This is a genomic window from Chromatiales bacterium (assembly GCA_024234935.1).
In the GTDB taxonomy this organism is placed as follows: Bacteria; Pseudomonadota; Gammaproteobacteria; order Steroidobacterales.
This window is the reverse complement of record JACKNI010000001.1, coordinates 333,406-354,845: the sequence shown is the minus strand read 5'-3', so window position 1 is coordinate 354,845 and position 21,440 is coordinate 333,406. Positions and strand designations below refer to the sequence as shown.

Annotated in this window: 19 protein-coding genes and 1 other RNA gene; 5 read left to right on the top strand and 15 right to left on the bottom strand. The window is 61.8% G+C overall.

Translation table 11 applies throughout. The features are described 5' to 3' along the window. Positions 1-5: 5 nt before the first annotated feature. The 12 genes from glmM to hrcA all read right to left on the bottom strand — a co-directional run bounded on the left by glmM (position 6) and on the right by hrcA (position 15,822). Complete coding sequence (gene glmM / locus H6979_01685; protein MCP5138556.1) at positions 6-1,343, bottom strand: phosphoglucosamine mutase; 1,338 nt, start codon at positions 1,341-1,343, stop codon at positions 6-8. Beyond that, positions 1,340-2,218: a dihydropteroate synthase gene (gene folP / locus H6979_01680; GenBank protein ID MCP5138555.1), complete on the bottom strand. Its 879-nt coding sequence runs from the start codon at positions 2,216-2,218 to the stop codon at positions 1,340-1,342. The genes glmM and folP overlap by 4 nt, the downstream gene beginning before the upstream one ends. 66 nt (positions 2,219-2,284) lie before the next feature. Beyond that, positions 2,285-4,222 carry an ATP-dependent zinc metalloprotease FtsH gene (gene ftsH, locus H6979_01675; GenBank protein ID MCP5138554.1) on the bottom strand — a complete coding sequence of 646 codons (1,938 nt, stop codon included), beginning with the start codon at positions 4,220-4,222 and terminating at the stop codon, positions 2,285-2,287. A 61-nt stretch (positions 4,223-4,283) separates the two neighbouring features. Beyond that, on the bottom strand, positions 4,284-4,928 hold the full coding sequence (rlmE, locus tag H6979_01670) for a 23S rRNA (uridine(2552)-2'-O)-methyltransferase RlmE (GenBank protein ID MCP5138553.1): 645 nt from the start codon (positions 4,926-4,928) through the stop codon (positions 4,284-4,286). After that, the gene (gene greA, locus H6979_01665; GenBank protein ID MCP5138552.1) at positions 4,929-5,405 is read right to left on the bottom strand and encodes a transcription elongation factor GreA; all 477 of its coding nucleotides are present in this window, start codon (positions 5,403-5,405) and stop codon (positions 4,929-4,931) included. It abuts the gene before it with no gap. Next, positions 5,402-8,626, bottom strand: a complete 3,225-nt coding sequence (carB, locus tag H6979_01660) for a carbamoyl-phosphate synthase large subunit (protein MCP5138551.1) — start codon at positions 8,624-8,626, stop codon at positions 5,402-5,404. The genes greA and carB overlap by 4 nt, the downstream gene beginning before the upstream one ends. A 27-nt stretch (positions 8,627-8,653) precedes the next feature. Continuing rightward, complete coding sequence (gene carA / locus H6979_01655; protein ID MCP5138550.1) at positions 8,654-9,811, bottom strand: glutamine-hydrolyzing carbamoyl-phosphate synthase small subunit; 1,158 nt, start codon at positions 9,809-9,811, stop codon at positions 8,654-8,656. Between the two features lie 173 nt (positions 9,812-9,984). Beyond that, positions 9,985-10,794, bottom strand: coding sequence for a 4-hydroxy-tetrahydrodipicolinate reductase (locus H6979_01650; GenBank protein MCP5138549.1), 810 nt, complete (start codon positions 10,792-10,794; stop codon positions 9,985-9,987). 20 nt (positions 10,795-10,814) lie between these two features. Then, on the bottom strand, positions 10,815-11,957 hold the full coding sequence (dnaJ, locus tag H6979_01645) for a molecular chaperone DnaJ (GenBank protein MCP5138548.1): 1,143 nt from the start codon (positions 11,955-11,957) through the stop codon (positions 10,815-10,817). Between the two features lie 117 nt (positions 11,958-12,074). After that, positions 12,075-14,009, bottom strand: coding sequence for a molecular chaperone DnaK (gene dnaK, locus H6979_01640; GenBank protein MCP5138547.1), 1,935 nt, complete (start codon positions 14,007-14,009; stop codon positions 12,075-12,077). A gap of 79 nt (positions 14,010-14,088) precedes the next feature. Continuing rightward, positions 14,089-14,685, bottom strand: a complete 597-nt coding sequence (gene grpE / locus H6979_01635) for a nucleotide exchange factor GrpE (protein ID MCP5138546.1) — start codon at positions 14,683-14,685, stop codon at positions 14,089-14,091. 78 nt (positions 14,686-14,763) lie between these two features. Next, positions 14,764-15,822 (bottom strand): heat-inducible transcriptional repressor HrcA, encoded by a 1,059-nt coding sequence (gene hrcA / locus H6979_01630; GenBank protein ID MCP5138545.1) that lies wholly within the window; start codon positions 15,820-15,822, stop codon positions 14,764-14,766. 201 nt (positions 15,823-16,023) lie between these two features. Between hrcA and H6979_01625 the strand changes: the two genes are divergently transcribed. Together H6979_01625 and recN are read left to right on the top strand one after the other, a co-directional pair. Further along, positions 16,024-16,965, top strand: coding sequence for an NAD(+) kinase (locus tag H6979_01625; protein MCP5138544.1), 942 nt, complete (start codon positions 16,024-16,026; stop codon positions 16,963-16,965). Next, complete coding sequence (gene recN, locus H6979_01620; GenBank protein MCP5138543.1) at positions 16,965-18,692, top strand: DNA repair protein RecN; 1,728 nt, start codon at positions 16,965-16,967, stop codon at positions 18,690-18,692. Before H6979_01625 ends, recN begins: the two co-directional genes overlap by 1 nt. Positions 18,693-18,705: 13 nt before the next feature. On the opposite strand, the gene fur is transcribed toward recN, so the two are convergent. Next, the gene (gene fur, locus H6979_01615; protein MCP5138542.1) at positions 18,706-19,122 is read right to left on the bottom strand and encodes a ferric iron uptake transcriptional regulator; all 417 of its coding nucleotides are present in this window, start codon (positions 19,120-19,122) and stop codon (positions 18,706-18,708) included. A gap of 76 nt (positions 19,123-19,198) precedes the next feature. Between fur and H6979_01610 the strand changes: the two genes are divergently transcribed. After that, entirely contained in the window at positions 19,199-19,531 is a 333-nt protein-coding gene (locus H6979_01610) for an outer membrane protein assembly factor BamE (protein MCP5138541.1), read from the top strand. Between the two features lie 8 nt (positions 19,532-19,539). Here the strand turns inward: H6979_01610 and H6979_01605 are convergent, their stop codons facing one another. Together H6979_01605 and H6979_01600 are read right to left on the bottom strand one after the other, a co-directional pair. Then, the gene (locus H6979_01605) at positions 19,540-19,845 is read right to left on the bottom strand and encodes an RnfH family protein (protein MCP5138540.1); all 306 of its coding nucleotides are present in this window, start codon (positions 19,843-19,845) and stop codon (positions 19,540-19,542) included. Continuing rightward, positions 19,838-20,269, bottom strand: a complete 432-nt coding sequence (locus tag H6979_01600; GenBank protein MCP5138539.1) for a type II toxin-antitoxin system RatA family toxin — start codon at positions 20,267-20,269, stop codon at positions 19,838-19,840. Before H6979_01600 ends, H6979_01605 begins: the two co-directional genes overlap by 8 nt. Before the next feature lie 78 nt (positions 20,270-20,347). Between H6979_01600 and smpB the strand changes: the two genes are divergently transcribed. Beyond that, a complete protein-coding gene (gene smpB, locus H6979_01595; protein ID MCP5138538.1) occupies positions 20,348-20,836 on the top strand; it encodes an SsrA-binding protein SmpB in 489 nt (162 codons plus the stop codon). A 77-nt stretch (positions 20,837-20,913) separates the two neighbouring features. After that, positions 20,914-21,279, top strand: a transfer-messenger RNA (tmRNA) gene (gene ssrA / locus H6979_01590). Positions 21,280-21,440 lie beyond the last annotated feature (161 nt).

Here is a 21,440-nt window from a genome sequence, read left to right as displayed (position 1 = left end):
GCAGATCAGGCATTTGCAGCCTGACGTACCGTCTCTGCCAGTTCATCTGTCAGGCGGTCGACCTCGGCATGGTCGTTTCCTTCGACCATCACGCGCACGACCGGCTCGGTGCCCGAAGCGCGCAGAACCACGCGCCCTCGCCCTGCCAGCTGCTGTTGCGCCTTGAGTACGGCTGCCTGGACCGGCATCGAACCGTCCAGATCCAGCTTTCGGCTCATCCTGACGTTAACCAGCTTCTGTGGATAACGCCGCATTCCGGCAACCAGATCAGCGAGCGGTTGGCCGGTTTTCTTGACCACGCTGAGTACCTGCAGCGCACTGATCAGGCCGTCTCCGGTAGTGGTCTTGTCCAGACAGAGCAGATGCCCCGAAGTCTCGCCGCCCAGTCGGCCACCTTTTTCACGCAACAGCTCGAGCACATAGCGATCTCCGACCTTGGCACGCAGAAATTCGATGCCGAGATCGCCCAGACCGCGCTCGAGTCCAAAATTGCTCATAAGGGTGCCCACCACCGGACCCTGCAGCTCACCGCTCTTTTGCCAGGCGCTGGCCAGAACCCACAGCAGTTGGTCGCCATCAACCAGCGCGCCTGCATGATCAGCCATGAGCAGCCGGTCGCCATCACCGTCGAGGGCAATACCCAGGTCGGCGCGCACACCGGTGGTCGTGAGCTGCAACAGTTCAGGCTTCATCGAGCCACAGCCGTCATTGATGTTCCTGCCATTCGGTGAACAGCCGATTGGCACGATCTCCGCCCCGAGTTCGGTCAGGACACGTGGCGCAACCTTGTAGGCTGCGCCGTGCGAACAGTCGATGACAATTTTCAGGCCGTCGAGTCGAAGCTCGGGCGGAACGGTCGAGATACAGAAGTTCTGGTAGGACTGCAGCGCATTATCAACCCGCTTGGCGCGCCCCAGCTGGCTGGACTCCCGCGTGATCGCGGGCGATTCGAGGCGTTCTTCAATGGCCGCCTCGATCATATCGGAGAGCTTGCTGCCTTCTCGGTCAAAGAACTTGATGCCGTTATCCTGATATGGATTGTGCGAGGCGCTGATTACCACGCCAAGATCAGCGCCCAGCGTCCGGGTGAGATAGGCAATACCCGGCGTGGGCAGCGGCCCGACCAGCATCACGTCCATCCCGGCCGCGACAAATCCCGCTTCGAGGGCCGACTCGAACATGTAACCGGATACCCGGGTGTCCTTGCCGATAAGTACCGTGCCACCCTGCGGTGCCAGCACGTGAGCAGCGGCACTGGCCAGGCGCAGGGCGAATTCTGCCGTCATCGGGTACTCGCCGACCTGGCCCCGGATTCCATCGGTACCAAACAGTTTTCTGCTCACTCGGATACTCCAGTTCTGGCCATGGCGTCTGAACGCTGGCCGCCCAATTCAGAACCTTCAACTGCATCCAGCGTCCGGAACGCATCCACAGTTGCAGCCACATCGTGAACCCTCACGATCCTGGCCCCGCGCTGCCGGGCCGCGATCGCCAGAGCAAGACTGCCAGGCAACCGGTCTTCAACCGCCCTGCCCAGCAGGTCGCCCAACATACTCTTTCGCGATAGTCCGACGAGCACCGGAAACCCGGTGGCGACCAGCACCTCCAGCCCGCGCAGCAGGCTTAGATTGTGATCAAGGTTTTTGCCAAAACCAAAACCCGGATCGAGTATAAGGCAATCGTGTGCCAGGCCGGCTGCCATGCATTCAGCTGCTCGCTGCAAGAGAAACGCCCTTACCTCAGCCACGACATCAACGTAGGCAGGCCGTCGTTGCATCGTCTGCGGATCTCCCTGCATATGCATCAGGCACACCGGAAGCCCCGTCTCCACCGCTGCCGCCAAAGCACCTGGCCGGCTCAGCGCACAGACATCATTGATCATGTTGGCACCGGCGGCTGCCGCTGCTCGCATGACTTCAGCACTGCTGGTATCGATGGAGATGGCGATATCGCTGGCCTGGCGTAGCCCCTCAATGACCGGAATCACCCGCTGCAACTCTTCCTCGACACCCGGTGCCGAAGCACCCGGCCGGGTCGATTCCCCACCGATATCGAGCATGTCTGCACCCTGAGCGGCGAGCTTCAGGCCGTGCGCAACAGCCGCATCAATTTGGCGGTAGCGCCCACCATCCCAGAAGGAATCCGGCGTGACGTTGAGAATGCCCATTACCAGGCAGCGCGGGGCCGCCGGCCTGGCGTCTGGAACAAGGGGAATCATCCGGCGCAGCAAGCAGCCCTTAACCAGCCGGCTGGATATCTGTTGTCGGGCGACTGCGCGACTGGCTCAGCTGCGGGTCCGGTGCTGGCTGGCAGGCTCACCGAGCCCTGGCTCATCACCCTTGCTCGCACCGCCCGACACAGTCGCCGGAGCACCCGGACCGCCACTGCTATCCCAGCCTTCGGGCGGCCGGGGCTCACGACCCGCCATGATGTCCTTGATCTGGGTTTCGTCGATCGTCTCATACTTCATGAGCGCCTCCGCCATGGCATTCAACTTTTCCCTGTTGCTGGTGAGAATGCCAGTGGCCAGCCGGTAATTTGAATCGATAATCTTGCGGACTTCCTCATCAATCGCGTGGATCGTGACATCGGAAACCTGCTTGTGGCTGGTAACACTGCGGCCGAGAAACACTTCGCCGTCTTCCTCGGTGTAGGTCAACGGTCCAAGCCGCTCGGACAGGCCCCACTTCGTGACCATGTTCCGTGCAATCTCAGTGGCCCGTTCAATATCGTTCGAGGCACCGGTGGTTACCGCCTCATTGCCAAACACCAGTTCCTCGGCGATACGCCCGCCGAACAGACTGGCTATCTGGCTGTTGAGGCGTCGCTTGCTGTAGCTGTACCGGTCTTCCTCTGGCAGGAACATCGTGACGCCGAGCGCACGGCCGCGGGGAATAATGCTGACCTTGTATACCGGATCATGGTCCGGCACCGAAAGCCCGACGATCGCGTGCCCGGCCTCGTGGTATGCCGTCAGGCGGCGCTCGGATTCGCTCATGACCATGGAACGCCGCTCGGCGCCCATCATGATCTTGTCCTTGGCCTTCTCGAACTCATCCATGGTTACCGTGCGCCGGTTGGCACGCGCAGCAAACAAGGCAGCCTCATTCACCAGGTTGGCAAGGTCGGCACCGGAGAAGCCCGGTGTACCACGTGCGATCACGCTTGGCCGCACGTCATCAGACAGCGGAACCTTGCGCATATGTACTTTCAGGATCTGTTCACGGCCACGTACATCAGGCAATGGCACCACGACCTGCCGGTCGAAGCGACCCGGACGGAGCAAGGCGGGATCGAGCACATCGGGACGGTTGGTCGCCGCAATGACAATGACGCCCTCGCTGCCTTCAAAGCCGTCCATCTCGACCAGCAATTGATTAAGTGTCTGTTCGCGCTCGTCGTGACCACCACCCAGACCGGCACCACGATGCCGCCCAACCGCGTCGATCTCATCGATGAATATGATGCAAGGCGCATGCTTCTTCGCCTGTTCGAACATGTCCCGGACCCGGGACGCGCCGACACCAACGAACATCTCGACGAAATCCGAGCCCGAGATCGTGAAGAATGGCACCTTCGCTTCACCGGCGATGGCACGTGCCAGCAAGGTCTTGCCCGTACCCGGCGAACCGACCATCAGCACGCCCTTCGGGATCTTGCCGCCCAGGCGCTGAAACTTCGCCGGGTCCTTCAGGAACTCGACGATCTCTTCGACTTCGCTCTTGGCCTCCTCGACGCCAGCGACATCCACGAAGGTCACCTTGATCTGATCCTCGCTGAGCAGCCTTGCCTTGCTCTTGCCAAACGACATGGCACCACGGCCACCGCCACCGCCCTGCATCTGGCGCATGAAATACACCCAGACGCCGATCAACAGCAGTACCGGAAAGGAATTGATGAACAGGCTGACCAGAATGCTCTGGCTCTTTGGGGGACTCGCACTGATGCGAACGTTGTTCTTCTTGAGCTCACCGATCAAAGCGGTGTTGTCGGTCTCGGGACTGTAGGTCGTAAACCGGTCGCCCGTGGCCTTGAATCCCTTGATCGTATCGCCCTCAAAGACGACCTGATCCACCTGCCCGCTGCTGACCAGATCCAGAAACTCGGAGTATTCGACCGCATCTGACTGACGGGTACCCGTACTGAAACTCTGAAAGACCGTCAGCAACACGATGGCGATGACGATCCAGAGGATGATGTTCTTGGCAAGATCATTGAGCACGTGGGTGGCCCTCTTGGAAACCTGACCGTCAAAATTCTGACAGTATTCTGTTTAGACCCTACTACAACCGAAAGTTTCTTGCTACCAGATACGTCTCCCGGTTTCCGGCCCGGGAAGCAGGCGGCTTTCTCATCCGGACCGACTCAAACCGTGAACGCACCGCGCCTATGTATTCCTGGAAACCCTCGCCCTGAAACAGCTTTACCACCATATTGCCCCGCTCCCGCAGGACCTGACCCGCAAAGTCGAGTACGAGTTCGGCCAGATACATGCTGCGTGGCTGATCGACCGTGCGCATACCACTCATATTGGGTGCCAGATCCGACAAGACAAGGTCGACCCTGACCTGCCCGAGCCGCGCCAGCAGGGCCTGCAGGGTTTTATCCTCCCGGAAATCGCCCTGCATGACCTCTACCCCGGCCAAGGGCGGCATCTCCAGCAGGTCCAGGGCAACCACACGACCCCGCGGGCCCACGATTGAAGCCGCATACTGGCTCCAGGCACCCGGCGCGGCGCCCAGGTCGACCACGATATTGCCGGGCGCCATGAGTTTCTCGACGCGTTGCAACTCCGACAGCTTGAAAATCGCCCGGGACCGCCAGCCTTCCGCGTGCGCCTTGCGCACGAAGGGGTCCCGCGCCTGCCTCTGTTTCCAGCGTGCGCTAGAAGTGCTCTTGGCCACCTGACACCGCGATACAGCAACCATTCACAGGTATTCGACCCGCATGATCTCGTAATTTCGCTCGCCACCCGGGGCCGTCATCGACACCAGGTCGCCCTCGAGGCGCCCGATGAGCGCCCGCGCAAGTGGCGAGCTGATGGAGATCAGACCGCCTTTCATGTCTGCTTCGTATTCGCCGACGATGCGATAACAGATCTCACGGCCATCGTCCTCGTCAACCAGGTGGACCGTGGCGCCGAAGACGATCTTCTTCGTCCCCGCCAGCCGCGCGACATCGATGATTTCGGCCGTAGACTGCAAGATCTCGAGGTCCCGGATCCGGCCTTCAATGAAAGCCTGCTGCTCCTTCGCCGCGTGGTATTCGGCATTCTCCTTGAGATCACCGTGGGCGCGCGCTTCGGCAATCGCCTGAATCACCCGGGGACGCGATTCAGTCTTGAGGACACGGATCTCGTCGCGAAGCTTGTCCGCCCCGACGGCCGTGATCGGATTTCTTTTCACTGTACAACTCCCGCATGCAGGTCCTGCAGCCTGTTGACGCTGCCGCCCTCGAGATGGTCCAGGGCGTAGCTGGTGGCTATGGCTGCAGGCATGGTCGTGTAGTAGGTGACTTTCTTGTGCACCGCCGCCGCGCGAATGGAATGCGACTCCCGAATGGCCTGTTTGCCTTCGGTCGTGTTGACGATGAAGTGGATCTCGTCATTCTTGATCATGTCCACGACATGCGGCCGTCCTTCACGAACCTTGTTGACCCGGCGACAGGCGACACCGGCCGTGGCAAGCGCCACTGCGGTACCGCCGGTTGCGACCAGGTCGAAGCCACGATCCAGCAGCAGCTTGCCCAGCTTTACCACTGCCGGCTTGTCGCGGTCGCGCACCGAAAGGAATGCGGTACCCCGCTGGGGGAGGACCACGCCGGAGGCAATCTGCGCTTTGGCATAGGCCTCCGCAAAAGTGCGACCGGTTCCCATCACCTCGCCCGTCGATTTCATCTCGGGACCGAGTATCGGATCGGCTTCAGGAAACTTGCCGAAGGGAAATACAGCTTCCTTGACCGAATAGAAGCCCGGCACGACCTGTTCGGTCACGCCCTGCTCGGCCAGCGAGATATTGAGCATGGTCTTCGCGGCAATCTTGGCAAGCGGCAGACCGGTGGCCTTGGAAACAAAGGGCACGGTACGCGATGCGCGCGGATTGACCTCAAGCAGATAGACCAGCCCGTTCTGGATGGCAAACTGGGTATTCATCAGGCCAACCACATTGAGCGCCCTGGCGAGCCTGGTGACCTGATCGATCAATTCGGCCTGCGTTTCCGCGCTTAGTGTCGCCGGTGGCAGCGAGCAACCGGAGTCACCCGAATGGACTCCGGCCTGCTCGATATGCTCCATGATGCCGCCGATGAGGATGTCCTTCCCGTCGCTCACCAGATCAACATCCACCTCTACAGCCTGGTCAAGGAAGCGATCCAGCAGCACCGGGCTGTCGTTCGACACGTTGACTGCATCTTTCATGTAGGCGCGCAGATCTTCCTCGTTATGCACGACCTCCATCGCCCGACCGCCGAGCACGAATGAGGGACGGATCACCAGCGGGAATCCGACATCAGCAGCGCGCCGCACAGCCTCCTCCGGCGTCCGCGCCGTGCAGTTTGGCGGCTGCCTGAGACCGAGTTGCTGCACAAGCTTCTGAAACAGCTCGCGGTCTTCGGCAATGTCGATTGATGTCGGACTGGTGCCGACAATCGGCACACCGGCTTCTTCAAGACGCCGCGCCAGCTTGAGTGGCGTCTGTCCGCCGAACTGGACAATGACGCCGACCGGCCGCTCCTTGTCGACGATCTCCATGACATCTTCGAAGGTCAGCGGCTCGAAGTAGAGACGATCCGACGTATCGTAGTCCGTCGATACCGTTTCCGGATTGCAGTTGACCATGATCGCTTCGTAGCCGATCTCCTTCAGCGCGAAGGCGGCATGCACGCAGCAGTAGTCGAACTCGATGCCCTGGCCGATGCGGTTCGGGCCACCACCGAGAATCATTACCTTGTTTCGATCGCCCGGAGCGGCCTCACACTCCTCTTCATAGGAGGAATAGAGATAGGCGGTACTGGTGGCAAATTCCGCTGCACAGGTATCCACGCGCTTGAAGACCGGCCTGATACCGGCATTCAGGCGCTGCTGGCGCACGAAATCTTCAGGCATCCCCAGCAGTGCAGCCAGGCGACTGTCAGCAAAACCTTTGCGCTTCAGGCTCCGCAACATTCCAGGCTGCAGCACAACGACACCATCAGTACCAACCTTTGCTTCAAGCTGGACAAGTTCTTCGATCTGGGCAAGGAACCACGGATCTATTCCGGAGAGGCTCGCCACTTCATCACAGCTCATCCCGTGCCGGAAGGCATCGCCGACATAGAGGAGCCGGTCAGCGCCGGGCATGCGCAACTCGAGACGCAGACGATCCATCTCTTCGGGGGACGGCTCGGCCGGCAGCTTCTCGACGAGGCCATTGATCCCGGTCTCCAGGCCACGCAGCGCTTTTTGCAGGGATTCCTGGAAAGTCCGGCCCATGGCCATGACTTCGCCGACCGATTTCATCTGTGTCGTCAGACGACTGTTTGCGCCGGGGAACTTCTCGAAGGTGAAACGCGGGATCTTCGTAACGACGTAGTCGATGGTCGGCTCGAAGGAAGCGGGCGTTGCGCCGCCGGTAATGTCGTTGCGCAGTTCGTCCAGCGTATAGCCAACCGCCAGCTTGGCTGCAACCTTCGCAATCGGGAAGCCGGTTGCCTTGGATGCCAGCGCAGATGATCGCGATACCCGCGGATTCATTTCAATGACGATCATGCGGCCGTCGCGCGGATTGAGCGCAAACTGCACGTTCGACCCGCCCGTATCCACCCCGATTCGACGAAGCACAGCAATCGATGCATTGCGCATCAACTGGTATTCCTTGTCGGTCAGCGTCTGGGCCGGTGCAACCGTGATCGAATCACCGGTATGCACACCCATGGCGTCCACGTTTTCGATCGAGCAGATGATGATGCAGTTGTCGTTGCGGTCGCGCACCACCTCCATCTCGAATTCTTTCCAGCCGATCACCGACTCCTCAAGCAGGATCTGCGTCGTCGGCGACAGGTCGAGGCCATGCGCAGCCATCGCCTCGAATTCTTCGCGGTTATAGGCGATACCGCTGCCACTGCCGCCGAGCGTAAACGACGGCCGGATAATGGTCGGAAAGCCGATTCGCGCCTGGGCCTGAATCGCCTCCTCCAGCGAGTGCGCGATCTCGGCATGGGCAACCGACAACCCGATTTCGTTCATCGCCTGGCGAAACAGTTCGCGATCCTCGGCGGTATCGATCGCATCGCGCGAAGCACCGATCATCTCGACTTCAAACCGGGCAAGCACCCCATGGCGCTCGAGATCGAGTGCACAGTTGAGCGCAGTCTGGCCACCCATCGTGGGCAGCAGCGCGTCGGGTTTCTCTTTTTCGATGATTCGCGCAACCGTCTGCCAGTTGACCGGCTCGATGTAGACAGCATCGGCCATTTCCGGATCGGTCATGATCGTGGCAGGGTTCGAGTTGACCAGGATGACCCGGTAACCTTCCTGCCGCAGGGCCTTGCAGGCCTGCACGCCGGAGTAGTCGAATTCACAGGCCTGGCCGATAACGATCGGCCCGGCGCCTATGATCAGGATGCTCTCGATGTCGGTACGACGGGGCATGGCTGTTCAGGTATCCGGGAATTAAGGCTACTTGCCGGCGGTAGCCGCGCCCGCACCCTGCTGCACACGCTGGCGCATCAGGTTGCTGAAGCGTGAAAACAGGGAACGAATGTCATGAGGCCCCGGACTGGCTTCCGGATGCCCTTGAAAACTATATGCAGGACAATCAGTTCTTTCGATTCCCTGAAGTGAATTATCAAACAGGGAGCGGTGTGTCGGTCGCAGGTTATCCGGCAGGCTCGCCTCATCCACGGCAAACCCATGGTTCTGACTGGTGATCATGACGCGACCGGTTTCAAGATCCTGCACAGGATGATTGGCACCGTGATGGCCAAACTTCATCTTGACCGTTTTCGCGCCACTCGCCAGCGCCAGCAGCTGGTGCCCAAGGCAAATACCGAATACCGGCGTTCCGGTGGCCAGGATCTGCCGGATCGCTTCAATCGCATACGTGCAGGGTTCGGGATCACCTGGGCCGTTCGACAAGAAAATCCCGTCCGGGCGGCGGGCCAGCACTTCCTCGGCCGGCGTCTGTGCCGGCACCACGGTAACGCGGCATCCATTATCGACCAGCAAGCGGAGAATATTGCGCTTGATGCCGAAGTCGTAAGCCACGACTTCGAAGGCGCCACTGCGCTTTGGCCTGATCGGTCCCGGTCCCGGCCACGCAGCGCCCAGGTTCCACTGATAGTTGTCCTTGGTACTGACGATCTTCGCCAGATCCATCCCTGCGAGACCAGGGAAGCGTCGTGCATGATCGACCGCAGTTCGCGAATCGATCTCGCCGGTCATGATGCAGCCGGACATCGCACCCTTGTCGCGCAGGATACGCGTCAGCTTGCGGGTATCAATTTCGGCAATCGCCACGATACCGCCCCGGCGCAGGAATTCGGGGAACGGCACCTCGGCACGCCAGCTGCTCGATACCGCCGGCAGGTCGCGGATCACGAGGCCGGCGGCAAAGATGCGCTCGCTCTCGTGATCCTCGCTGTTGGTCGCCGTGTTACCGATATGCGGATAGGTCAGCGTGACGATCTGCCGGCAGTAGGACGGATCGGTGAGAATCTCCTGGTAACCCGTCATCGCCGTATTGAATACCACTTCGCCAATGGTGCGACCGGGCGCGCCCACGGAGATGCCGTGGAACAGCGTACCGTCGCGTAAAGCCAGTAACGCGGCTTCCATCAGCCCTGGACCTGCGATGACCGGAAGTTTTCTGCTTTTGATGGGCGCATATACACGCAGCGGGAGACAACCTGTCCGGGCCCTCCCGCTCTGCTGGTTTTGTTGGGGACCCGCGGCATTCTAAACGACAGGGGCTGGCGTGGACACCCCTTTGGGACTGTCGACGACAGTGGCTAGCGGGCAGAGAGCCCCAGTACATCCTGCATCGAATAGAGGCCCGCCGGCTGATCCGCCAGCCAGGCCGCAGCACGCAGTGCGCCGCGTGCGAACAGCGCGCGATCGGTGGCACGGTGTGTCAGCTCCAGCACTTCCTCGTCGCTGGCGAGCAATACGGTATGGTCGCCGACGATTGAGCCGGCGCGGACCGATGAAAAGCCGATGGCCTGCGCGGGCCGGCCCGCGGTCAACCCGCTACGATCATAGACTGCCACATCCGCCAGCTTCTGCGCGCGGGCTTCTGCCAATGCTTCGCCCAGCTGGAGCGCGGTGCCCGACGGTGCATCCTTCTTTGCGCGGTGATGGGCCTCGGAAATCTCGGCGTCAAAACCAGGACCAAGCAACCGGGCTGCCTGACGCACCAGTTCGGTCAGAACCGTGATACCGATACTCATGTTGCGGGAATACAGGACCGCGATGCTGCCTGCAGCTGACTGCAGCGCTGCGAGCTCGACGGCGCCCAGCCCGGTCGTGCCAACCACCAGGCTGCAACGATGCGCTGCGCAGGCCTGCGCATGCCGTGCCGTCGCCGCCGGTGCCGTGAAATCGATGGCGATATCGCAGTCCGCGATTGCCATTTCCAGCTGATCGGTCAACGCGACACCCAGCGAATCGAGGCCGGCCAACTGGCCGGCATCACGCCCGACGGTCGCATGACCGGGTTCGGTCAGTGCACCTGCCAGTACTGCCCGGTCACTGGCTGCAATCAGGCGAATCAGCGCGAGACCCATGCGGCCGTTTGCGCCAAGGACTGCTATACGCTGCATACCGCCCACCACGTTGCGAATCAGGAACCGACTTTAGCAAAGAAGCGCTTCACGCCATCGAGCCACGACTGGCTGCGCGGTCGATGCCGGTCTCCGCCGGCGACCAGCGCCTCGTTGAAGCTCTCCAGAAGTTTTTTCTGTGCGGAGGTGAGCTTGACCGGTGTCTCAACCTCAACCCGGCAATAGAGGTCACCGGGGCCGCTGCCCCGCACAGGCCGTACGCCCTTGCCACGCAGACGGAACGCACGCCCGGACTGTGTCTCCGGCGGAACCTTCAAGGCCACCTCACCCATCAGGGTCGGCACTTCCACCGTACCGCCGAGAACGGCCGTGGCATAACTGATCGGGATGACACAGGAAAGATCGGCACCATCGCGCTGAAATATGTCGTGGGGCTGTATGTGTATCTCTACATAGAGATCACCCGAGGGCCCGCCATTCTGTCCCGCCTCTCCTTCACCGGAAAGCCGTATGCGATCGCCGCTATCGACACCGGCCGGAACCTTGACTGCCAGCGTCTTGTTCTTCTGGATGCGCCCGCGTCCCTGGCAGCTGCTGCACGGCTCTTCGATCTGCTGGCCGGAGCCGCGACAGGTCGGGCACGGCTGCTGAATCGAGAAATGACCACGCGTCATGCGTACCTGGCCATTGCCCTCGCAGGTTCGACAGGTCACCGGCCTGGTGCCCGGCTTTGCGCCAGAGCCTTCGCAGGTATTGCAGACCACCAGGGTGGGCAACTGGAGATTGACGGTATCGCCGAAAACCGCCTGCTCCAGGGTCAGCGCAAGCTCGTAACGCAGATCGGCCCCGCGAAAAACCGTCGAGCGCCCACGCCTTCCGCCGCCACCGAAAATATCGCCAAAAACATCGCCGAAGATGTCGCCGAAAGCATCACCGGGATTGAAGCCGTGGCTGCCCCGGCCCCCACCCGCCTGCGCCTCGAGCCCGGCGTGACCGAACTGGTCATAGGTGGCGCGCTTCTGCGGGTCAGAGAGGACTTCATAGGCCTCTTTGACATCCTTGAATTCAGCCTCGGTCTTTGTATCGCCTGAATTGCGATCCGGATGCAGCTTCATGGCCAGGCGACGGTAAGCCTTTTTGATATCAGCCTCAGCGGCATCCTTGCCGACACCGAGTACCTCGTAATAGTCGCGCTTCGTCATTTGCTATCCGCTTGGTTCACCAATACAAACGCGGCCCGGTGCACCGCACCAGGCCGCCGTCTACCCTTGTCAGCCAGTGACATGACGGGTCCGAAAACCCGTATTCAGGCCCGCGCTTCAGGCAGTGCCAGACTGGTCCTTGCCGTCCTTGATCTCTTCAAACTCGGCGTCGACCACGCCATCCTGGCTACTGCCTGCGCTGCCCGCACCCGCACCCTCATCGCTGCCCGACCCGGCCTGCGCTGAAGCCTTCTGTGCCAGCACCGCTGAAACTTCCGCGAGCGCCTTTGCCTTGAGTTCGATCTTGGCCTTGTCGTCGCCCTTTATCGCTTCCCTGGCATCAGACAGTGCCGACTCGATAGGCCCGCGCTCGGCCGGATCGACCTTGTCACCCAGTTCCCGCAGCATGCGCTCGGTAGTATGCACGAGACCATCGGCCTGATTGCGCGCATCGACCAGCTCACGGAACTGACGGTCTTCCTCTGCATGGCTCTCGGCCTCGGTAACCATGCGTTTGATCTCATCCTCGGACAGACCGCTGGATGCCTTGATGACGATCTTCTGTTCCTTGCCCGTGGACTTGTCCTTGGCCGATACGTTCAGGATGCCGTTCGCATCGATGTCAAAGGTGACCTCGATCTGCGGCATACCGCGCGGCGCCGCCGGGATATCCGACAGGTCGAAGCGGCCGAGCGACTTGTTGTGCCGCGCCTGATCCCGCTCACCCTGCAGCACGTGAATCGTCACTGCCGTCTGGTTGTCGTCCGCAGTCGAAAACACCTGGGTTGCACGGGTCGGGATCGTGGTGTTCTTCTCGATCAGCTTGGTCATGACGCTGCCCATGGTCTCGATACCCAGCGACAGCGGAGTCACATCCAGAAGCAGCACATCCTTGACCTGGCCGGAGAGCACGCCCGCCTGGATCGCTGCACCAACGGCCACCGCTTCGTCCGGATTGACGTCCTTGCGCGGTTCCTTGCCGAAGAAATTGCGCACCGCCTCCTGTACTTTGGGCATGCGCGTCTGGCCACCCACCAGAATCACATCATCTATATCGCTGGCCTTGAGACCGGCGTCTTTCAGCGCCATCTTCGACGGCGCGATGGTCCGCTCGACCAGGTCTTCGACCAGCGATTCGAGCTTCGCGCGCGTCAGGCGGATATTCAGATGCTTCGGGCCGCTTGCATCAGCAGTGATATAGGGCAGGTTGACTTCAGTCTGCTGCAGTGAAGACAGCTCCACCTTGGCCTTCTCGCCGGCTTCCTTAAGGCGCTGCATGGCGAGCGGGTCACGGCGAATGTCCACGCCACTTTCTTTCTGGAACTCACCGGCCAGATATTCGATCACGCGGAGGTCGAAGTCCTCACCGCCAAGGAAGGTATCGCCGTTGGTCGCCAGCACCTCGAACTGATGCTCGCCGTCGATCTCGGCGATCTCGATGATGGAGATATCGAAGGTGCCGCCGCCAAGGTCATAGACCGCGATCTTGCGGTCACCGCGCTGCTTGTCCATGCCATAGGCAAGGGCCGCCGCCGTCGGCTCATTGATGATGCGCTTGACGTCCAGCCCGGCGATCCGGCCGGCGTCCTTGGTTGCCTGTCGCTGTGAATCGTTGAAGTAGGCCGGGACGGTAATCACGGCTTCCGTCACCGCCTCGCCCAGATAGTCTTCGGCCGTCTTCTTCATCTTCATCAGCACGCGCGCGGAGATCTCCGGCGGAGCCATCTTCTTGCCACCGGCTTCTACCCAGGCATCACCATTGTCGGCACCGATGATCTTGTAGGGGACCATACCGATGTCCCGCTGCACTACCTCATCCTTGAACTTGCGACCGATCAGCCGCTTGACGGCGAAAAGCGTATTGGCCGGATTGGTCACCGCCTGCCGCTTTGCAGCCTGACCCACCAGTGCGTCGCCATCCTTGGTGAAGGCGACGATCGACGGCGTGGTCCGGTCGCCCTCGCTGTTCTCGATGACCTTGGGCTTGCCGCCCTCCATCACCGCGACGCAGGAGTTGGTTGTACCCAAGTCTATGCCGATTACCTTGCTCATCCAGTCGCTCCGTTGAAGATTGCTGTCGTCAATAAAATATTGCTGTCTGTCACCACTAATGGGAGCGGATCAGCCGTTTTCAAGCGGACTCGCCGCCCGAAGTGTCTTCCACCCCGGACGCAGGCGACACCACCGGCTCACCAGCGACGATCACACGCGCCGGCCGCAGTAACCGGTCGCCGATCCGGTAGCCCTTCTGGAGGACCGCCAGCACCGAATTGGGCTCGGCCGTATTCGAAGGCTGCATGCTCATGGCCTCATGCAGCTGGGGGTCGAAACGGTAACCGGCAGGGTCGACCGCCTCGATGTTGAACTTCTCGAAGGCGGCCTGCAGCAGGCGCAGCGTGGCCTCCTTGCCGGCCAGCAGACTCTCCGCCGAGGCTGTTCCCGCCGATTCGAGCCCCATCTCCAGGGTATCGGCAATGACCAGCAGCTCCGTAGCCAGTTTTTCTATACCTGCACGGCGCGCGGCTTCGATGTCGCGGGCGGCCCGCTTGCGTACATTCTCCATCTCGGCGACCGAGCGCAGATACCGGTTCCAGTTGTCGGCAGCCGTCGCTTCAGCCCGCTTCAGCGCTTCCCTCAGTTCTGCGACCGGATCCGCCGCCTGGCCCTGCTCACCGCCTCCGGCATCTGCCATCTCTGCGGTGGGCTCCTGGGGTTCGGTATCCGGCATGGCATTACTCCTGAAATCAGCATACTGGCAGGCGCAGACAAACGTGCGGACCATCGCCCGCTCAGACCATAGTGGGGCTCAGGACGAGGAATTCAAGGCCGCGCCAACCAGCCGTGCGGTGATCTCCACGATGGGTATGACGCGCTCGTAGGCCATGCGGGTAGGGCCGATCACGCCGAGCACCCCGACGATATGTTCGTCTACCGAATATGGCGCCGCAACGATGGTGCAATTATCCAGCATCCGGTAACCCGATTCCTCGCCGATGAAGATCTGTACGCCATCAGCCTCCAGACTGCGGTCAAGCAGCGTCAGGATCTCCCGCTGTTCTCCGAACGCTTCAAACAGGTGCTTGATCTTCTCCACGTCCGAGAGCTCGTGGAAGTTCATCAGCTGCGTTTCACCTGACATCACGTAACCCGAGCCGTCACGGCCGCTCTGGCGCCCCTTGTCGGCCACGACGATGGTCTCCAGCATCAGGTGGTTCATCGACTCGCGGGTGACATCCATATCATCGAGCAAACGCGTGCGGACATCGTCGATATCCCGCCCTACAAACTGCTGATTGAGATAATTCGCCGCCCGCCGCAGCTCATCCTCGCTGTAGTCGCGTGGCATATCGAGGATGCGGTTCTGCACCTCGGCATCATTGACCACCAGGATCGCCAGCACCCGCTGTCCGGACAGCGGCAGGAACTCGATATGCCGCAGGGTGACCTGCGACTGCCGCGGCAACGTCACCACTCCCGCAAGGCTGGTCAACCCGGACAACACCGACGAAGCCGTGGTGACAATCGACTTGGCATCGCCGCGCTGCCGTTCCTCGAAGCGGGTCTGGAGCTTTGCAACTTCCTGCTCGGCGAGCGGTTGCAGACGCACGAGCGTATCGACGAAAAAGCGGTAGCCGCGCGCGGTCGGAATCCGGCCAGCGCTGGTGTGCGGAGAGGTGATAAAACCCAGATCCTCAAGATCCGCCATCACGTTGCGGATGGTGGCCGGGCTGAGAGCGAGGCCAGCCTCCAGGGCCAGGGTACGGGAACCCACCGGCTGCCCGTCACGGATATAGTGCTCTACCAGGACGCGCAGAATGTGCTGTGCGCGCTCGGAGGGAACGGGGCGGGTCGTTTCACTGCTCATGCTTCAGGGATCAGGAATCTTGCAGGAACGCGTACTGGTAGCGAGGCACGCTAGCAACCGCCTGCGGCGGGTGTCAAGGCAAGGAGCATCATCGAAAACCGGCTATCGCTGCTTGCCGCGGCGTGGCTGGACCCTTTATGTTGCGCATAGCTGCTGCGCCCGGATTGCGGGCGTAAAACCGTTCCTGCACCGGGGCCTCCTGTGACCAGTAAGAAAACGCGCGCCGCACGCTTTGGCACCATCGCACTGATGGGCAACCCGCAAGACCGGCGCACGCTGGATTCCATGCAGGTGCTGACCACACATCTGCTTGCCGCCGGCCTCAAGGTACAGGCCAGCGAATCGCTGCGCAGCCGCGCGCTGCCCAGGCAGGTGCGCCGGGTGCCCGACACGAAGATCGCCAACGGTGCGGACCTGGTGATCGCGATCGGCGGCGATGGCAGCATGCTCTATGCCGCCCGACGCATTGCGGGCCGCCAGACTCCCCTGCTTGGCATCAATCGCGGCCGGCTGGGATTTCTCGCCGACGTGGGTCCGGAGCACATGCTCGCTCGTGTCGACGAGGTTCTGGCCGGCAAATACGTCAGCGAACAGCGCATGCTGCTGCTGGTCGATCTGAGACACGACGAGGAAATCGTGTCGAGCAGCATGGCGCTCAACGATGTGGTCATCAAACGGCACGCCACCGGTCGCATGTGTGAGTACCAGACATTTGTTGACGGACAGTACGTAAACACTCACCTGGGCGACGGCTTCATTGTCTCCACGCCCACCGGTTCTACCGCCTATGCGCTGAGCTGCGGCGGTCCCATCGTCGAACCCAGCCTCGAGGCACTGTTACTGATTCCGATCTGCCCGCACACCCTCAGCGACCGGCCACTGGTGATCCCTGCCACGCGCGTTGCCGAAGTCCGGCTGCGGGCCGCGCAGTCCGAACACGCCGACGTCAGTTGTGACGGCGAGCCGGTCGGGCAGCTCGGCCCGGGCGGAAGTATCCGGGTACGTGCAGCGAAAGAACGGATCGAACTCATTCACCCGGTCGGCTACGACTACTTCGGCATCCTGCGCAGCAAACTGCTCTGGGGGCGCGATGCGCGCGAGAGCACACCAATCCACCTGCCCCAGAAGACTGATGGTGCCTAGTGCTGCGTGAGTTGCAAATCCGCGATCTGGCCGTCATCGAAGCAGTCGCAATCGAGATCGGCCCCGGCTTTACGACACTGACCGGCGAAACGGGCGCCGGAAAATCCATACTCATCGACGCTCTGGCGCTGGCGCTTGGCGAACGCAGTGATGCGCTCGCGATCCGCAGCGGCGCGGAGCGCCTCGAAGTAAGCGCCACCTTCGACACAGCAGATAACCGCGCTGCCAGCACATGGCTGCTTGAGAATGAACTCGGTGAGGAATCCGGCGACTGCGTCATGCGTCGCGTGGTGGGCAGCGACGGGCGCTCGCGCGCCTGGATCAATGGACGACCCGTTCCGGCGCAGACGCTGCGTGAACTGGGCGGCCTGCTGGTGGACATCTGTGGCCAACAGGACTATCAGTCCCTGCGCCACAAGGGTACGCAGCGCGAGGTGCTCGACAGCACGGGAAACACCCTCGGCCTGCGGGATGCGGTGCGCAACGCATGGCACAGCTGGCGAGCTGCCGAGCAGGAATACCGGGAATTGCTGACGCGTGAGCGCGACCGCGACAGCCGCCGCGAACTGCTGGCGTTTCAGGTCAGTGAACTGCAGGCGCTCAATCCGCGCGAGGGCGAATACGCCGAAGTTGAACGCGAACATCGCGCACTGCGCCACCGGACGCAGATCGCCGCTGCGCTCCACACAGCGCTGGGGCGCGCCTATGACGACGACAGCGGTTCGGCGCAGGCCGCGGTCGCCGCTGCGCGCCAGGCGCTCAACGAGGTCCTCAGCTTCGATCCAGGGCTGGACGCGGCTTTGCAGATGCTCACCGAGGCCGACATCCGGATTCGCGAAGCCGCCGACCTGATCCGGCAGCGCATGGACACCATCGACCAGGACCCGGCCCGTGAAAGCGAACTCGATGATCGGCTGGCAGCGCTCCAGGAAGCGGCACGAAAGCATCGCATCACCACGGACGAGCTGCCCGCGCTTCAGGTGCGACTCAGCGATGAACTGGCGCAACTGGGCAACTACGCCGAGACCTGCAGCCGCCTGGAAAACGTCGCCGCCGCGAAGCGCAGCGCGCTGAACACGCTTGCAGCACAGCTCACCGTCCGGCGCGCCGAGACCGCCACAAAGCTCGCGACAGCGATCACGCAGAACATGGCTACACTCGGCATGGCCGGCGGCGTGTTTGAAATACGCATCCGGCCACTACCGGATGCGGCCATCGGCCCGGAGGGCGTCGACGACATCGAGTTTCTGGTCAGCACCAATCCCGGTCAGCCACCGGCGCCGATGAGTCGCGTCGCCTCGGGCGGCGAGCTGTCGCGCCTCAATCTGGCCGTTCAGGTGGTTGCCACGGCAACACACGGTGCGCCAACGCTGATTTTCGACGAGGTCGATGCCGGTGTAGGCGGCGCCGTGGCAGAAATCGTCGGCCGCAAGCTGCGCGAACTGAGCGGCCAGCGTCAGGTGCTTTGCGTCACGCATCTGCCGCAGGTCGCGGCACAGGCCAGTCAGCATTTCACAGTGCGGAAGCAGGCCGTGCGCGGCAAGACCAGTACTTCGGTACAGAAACTCGATGCAGCGGAGCGCGTGGAGGAAACCGCACGGATGCTCGGTGGCCTGAACATCACGGCACAGACCCGAGCACACGCACAGGAAATGCTCGCTGCTGCTGCAGCGCCAGCCCCCGGGAAGCCCCCGAAGACCGCTGGCCGGCGGCGTACGCCGGCCTGAACGCCGGCCTGGCTCAGTCTTTTTCCTTCCTCGGCCGCACGTACAGCACCAGGCTGTGATCGACCAGTTCGTAGCCGTGCTTGCGGGCAATCTCCCGCTGCAGGCGCTCGATTTCGTCGCTGGAGAACTCGATGACCCGACCCGTCTCACCGCACACCATGTGGTCGTGATGCTTGCGGGAGCCGATCTCGAAAACCGAATGGTCGCTGGAGAAATTGTGGCGAGTGACGAGCCCCGCGTTCTCGAACTGCGTCAGCACCCGATACACGGTAGCCAGGCCGACTTCCTCACCCGCCTCGACCAGGCGACGATAGATTTCTTCCGCGCTGAGGTGCTGGGCGCCCCCCTGCTGCAGGATTTCAAGTATCCGCAACCTGGCCGTCGTGGCCTTGAGCCCCGCCTTGCGTAGATCGTTGATCTCCATCAGCAGCTTCGATCGGCTATCATCCGCCCGGATTATCCACCAGCTATCCCACAGCTACCAGCACCGAAACATGGGGCGGATCCTGATGCGCAGCCTGCTGACCAGACTCCTCATTTCCTTATTGCTCTGCGGCCTGACGACGGCCTGCGTGTACCGCGTCGACGTGCAGCAGGGCAATCTGCTCGACCAGACCGACATCGACGCCGTACAGATCGGCATGACCCGCAGCCAGGTACGCTTTCTGCTCGGCACACCGGTTGCCGGCACGGGGTTTCGCAAGGATCGCTGGGACTACATGTACTACCTGAAGCCGGGCAGGGGCAATAAAGCCCTGCAGCACTGGGTAATCATCTGGTTCGACGGCGATACCGTCCGCAAGATCGATCAGGACGTACCAATCGACAAACCGTCCTGAGGCATGCGCTACCGGCCGCTACGGCCGAGCACGGTGCCCTGTGCGACCGCTTCCCGCCTCGCCGTGCGCGGATCCTTGAGGAGCGGCCTGTAAACCTCGAGCCGCTCGCCCTGCCGCAGTACGCGCTCCCCGCTGATCTCTCGCCCATGGATACCCAGCGGACAACGGTCCGGATCAATTTCGGGGAATTCCGCAAGGAGATCCGACGCCTTCAGTGCTGCGCGCGCCCGGGTGCCAGCCGGCACGCTCAGTGATCTGACCACCTGCACATCAGGTCGCGCATAGGCCACCTGCATCTCTATGAGCTCAGCCATAGAGCTTCCTGGCGCGACTGACGAAAGCGTCCACGAGCCCGCCGCAGGTCAGTTCGAAAGCCGGCCCGAGCAGCAAATCGCGCGTCGTGCCGGCAAATTCGAAGTTCACCCGCAGCTCGATACGACAGCCGTTTTCACCAAGCGGCACCAGCGTCCACTCCCCGTGCAGACTGCTGAATGGCCCATCGACCAGGTCCATGGTCATCCGGCGCGGCGGCTCGAGCACATTGCGGGTGGTGAACGTAGCCTTGAATGGCCCCTTCGACAGTGAAAGGCTCGCCAGCACCGAATCGGCTCCCCGCTCCAGCACGGAGCTGCCGGTGCAGCCGGGCAGAAACTGCGGATAGGCCTCGAGATCAGACACCAGCGCATACATGGCGGGCGCCGGATACGGCACGATGGCGCTGCGGTGAACTTCACGCATGTGGAACGATTTCGCTTCCGCTATCCAGACAAACTTGGCAGGATTGTTGCCGAACTGCGCCTCGCCGACAATTCACCCATGAACTCAGCCAAAACCAGCAAACCGGCCAAAAGCGCCGGATCCAGCCTTATCGTCGAAAATCGCAAGGCGCGCTTCGACTATTTCATCGAAGACCAGATAGAGGCCGGCATCGCGCTGACCGGCTGGGAAGTAAAGAGCCTGCGCGCCGCACGCGGCAACCTGAAGGAAGCCTACGCGATCTTCAGGGATGGCGAGGTGTGGCTGCTCGGCGCCAATATCGCGCCCCTGCCCTCCGCCTCCACCCATGTAGACCCCGACCCCGTGCGCTTGCGCAAGCTCCTGCTCCACCGCCGCGAGATCGACCGGCTGCGCAGTAACGTCGAGCGTGACGGCTACACGCTGGTGCCACTGGCGATGCGCTGGGACAAGGGCAAAGTCAAGGTCACGCTGGGGCTCGCCAAGGGCAAGAAAAGCCAGGACAAGCGCGACACCATCAAGGATCGCGACTGGCAGCGGCAGAAGAGCCGCCTGCTGCGTCGCGGGTAGGAGCGCCCGCAGCTGCGGCTTCAGTCGCGACCCACGCCCTTGTCTTCCCCGACCGCAGCCCCAATAATCGGCTTACCGGGGGCGACATGGTTTCGACGTGGGTTACAAACCTCTGGGTGCATGCCGAGGTGCAGATCACCTCGTAAATCCATCTGCAAACCTTATAGTTGCCAACGACGACAACTACGCTCTCGCTGCTTAAAAACCAGCGCTAGAGCCTTCTGACCGGGTCCGTGCTTGTGCGGTCCGGAGCCAGGAGTCATCAAACACAAGCTCGCCCGAGGGTTCGTCCAGGACCCGACGGTTAACTGCCTATTACTGGACTGGCTGTCAGTTGTCCCTGTCCGTCGGGTAGCTGCCAGCAAGAAAAAAGGCGGAATACGCATGTAGATCCTTGAGCAGCGGACTTGCGGACGCGGGTTCGATTCCCGCCGCCTCCACCAATTGACCTACCAAAGCATTCCGAAGACGTCCTATAACCCACTGGAAACAGTGGGTTTTTTTATATATATTGTCCGACATGGTTGTTTGCCTTCCGCCCGAATCTGCCCCCACAAGTGGGGCAACTCTCGGGGCAACAGGAGGCAGTCACAGGGAGTTGCCC

What these genes read in the sequence shown, in the direction of transcription:
- carB (MCP5138551.1), bottom strand. Translation starts at nt 8,626, where the DNA reads ATGCCCCGTCGTACCGACATCGAGAGCATCCTGATCATAGGCGCCGGG.
- dnaK (MCP5138547.1), bottom strand. Translation starts at nt 14,009, where the DNA reads ATGAGCAAGGTAATCGGCATAGACTTGGGTACAACCAACTCCTGCGTC.
- dnaJ (MCP5138548.1), bottom strand. Translation starts at nt 11,957, where the DNA reads ATGACGAAGCGCGACTATTACGAGGTACTCGGTGTCGGCAAGGATGCC.
- grpE (MCP5138546.1), bottom strand. Translation starts at nt 14,685, where the DNA reads ATGCCGGATACCGAACCCCAGGAGCCCACCGCAGAGATGGCAGATGCC.
- carA (MCP5138550.1), bottom strand. Translation starts at nt 9,811, where the DNA reads ATGGAAGCCGCGTTACTGGCTTTACGCGACGGTACGCTGTTCCACGGC.
- hrcA (MCP5138545.1), bottom strand. Translation starts at nt 15,822, where the DNA reads ATGAGCAGTGAAACGACCCGCCCCGTTCCCTCCGAGCGCGCACAGCAC.
- H6979_01600 (MCP5138539.1), bottom strand. Translation starts at nt 20,269, where the DNA reads ATGCGTGAAGTTCACCGCAGCGCCATCGTGCCGTATCCGGCGCCCGCC.
- rlmE (MCP5138553.1), bottom strand. Translation starts at nt 4,928, where the DNA reads ATGGTTGCTGTATCGCGGTGTCAGGTGGCCAAGAGCACTTCTAGCGCA.
- smpB (MCP5138538.1), top strand. Translation starts at nt 20,348, where the DNA reads ATGAACTCAGCCAAAACCAGCAAACCGGCCAAAAGCGCCGGATCCAGC.
- folP (MCP5138555.1), bottom strand. Translation starts at nt 2,218, where the DNA reads ATGATTCCCCTTGTTCCAGACGCCAGGCCGGCGGCCCCGCGCTGCCTG.
- H6979_01650 (MCP5138549.1), bottom strand. Translation starts at nt 10,794, where the DNA reads ATGCAGCGTATAGCAGTCCTTGGCGCAAACGGCCGCATGGGTCTCGCG.
- H6979_01605 (MCP5138540.1), bottom strand. Translation starts at nt 19,845, where the DNA reads ATGGCTGAGCTCATAGAGATGCAGGTGGCCTATGCGCGACCTGATGTG.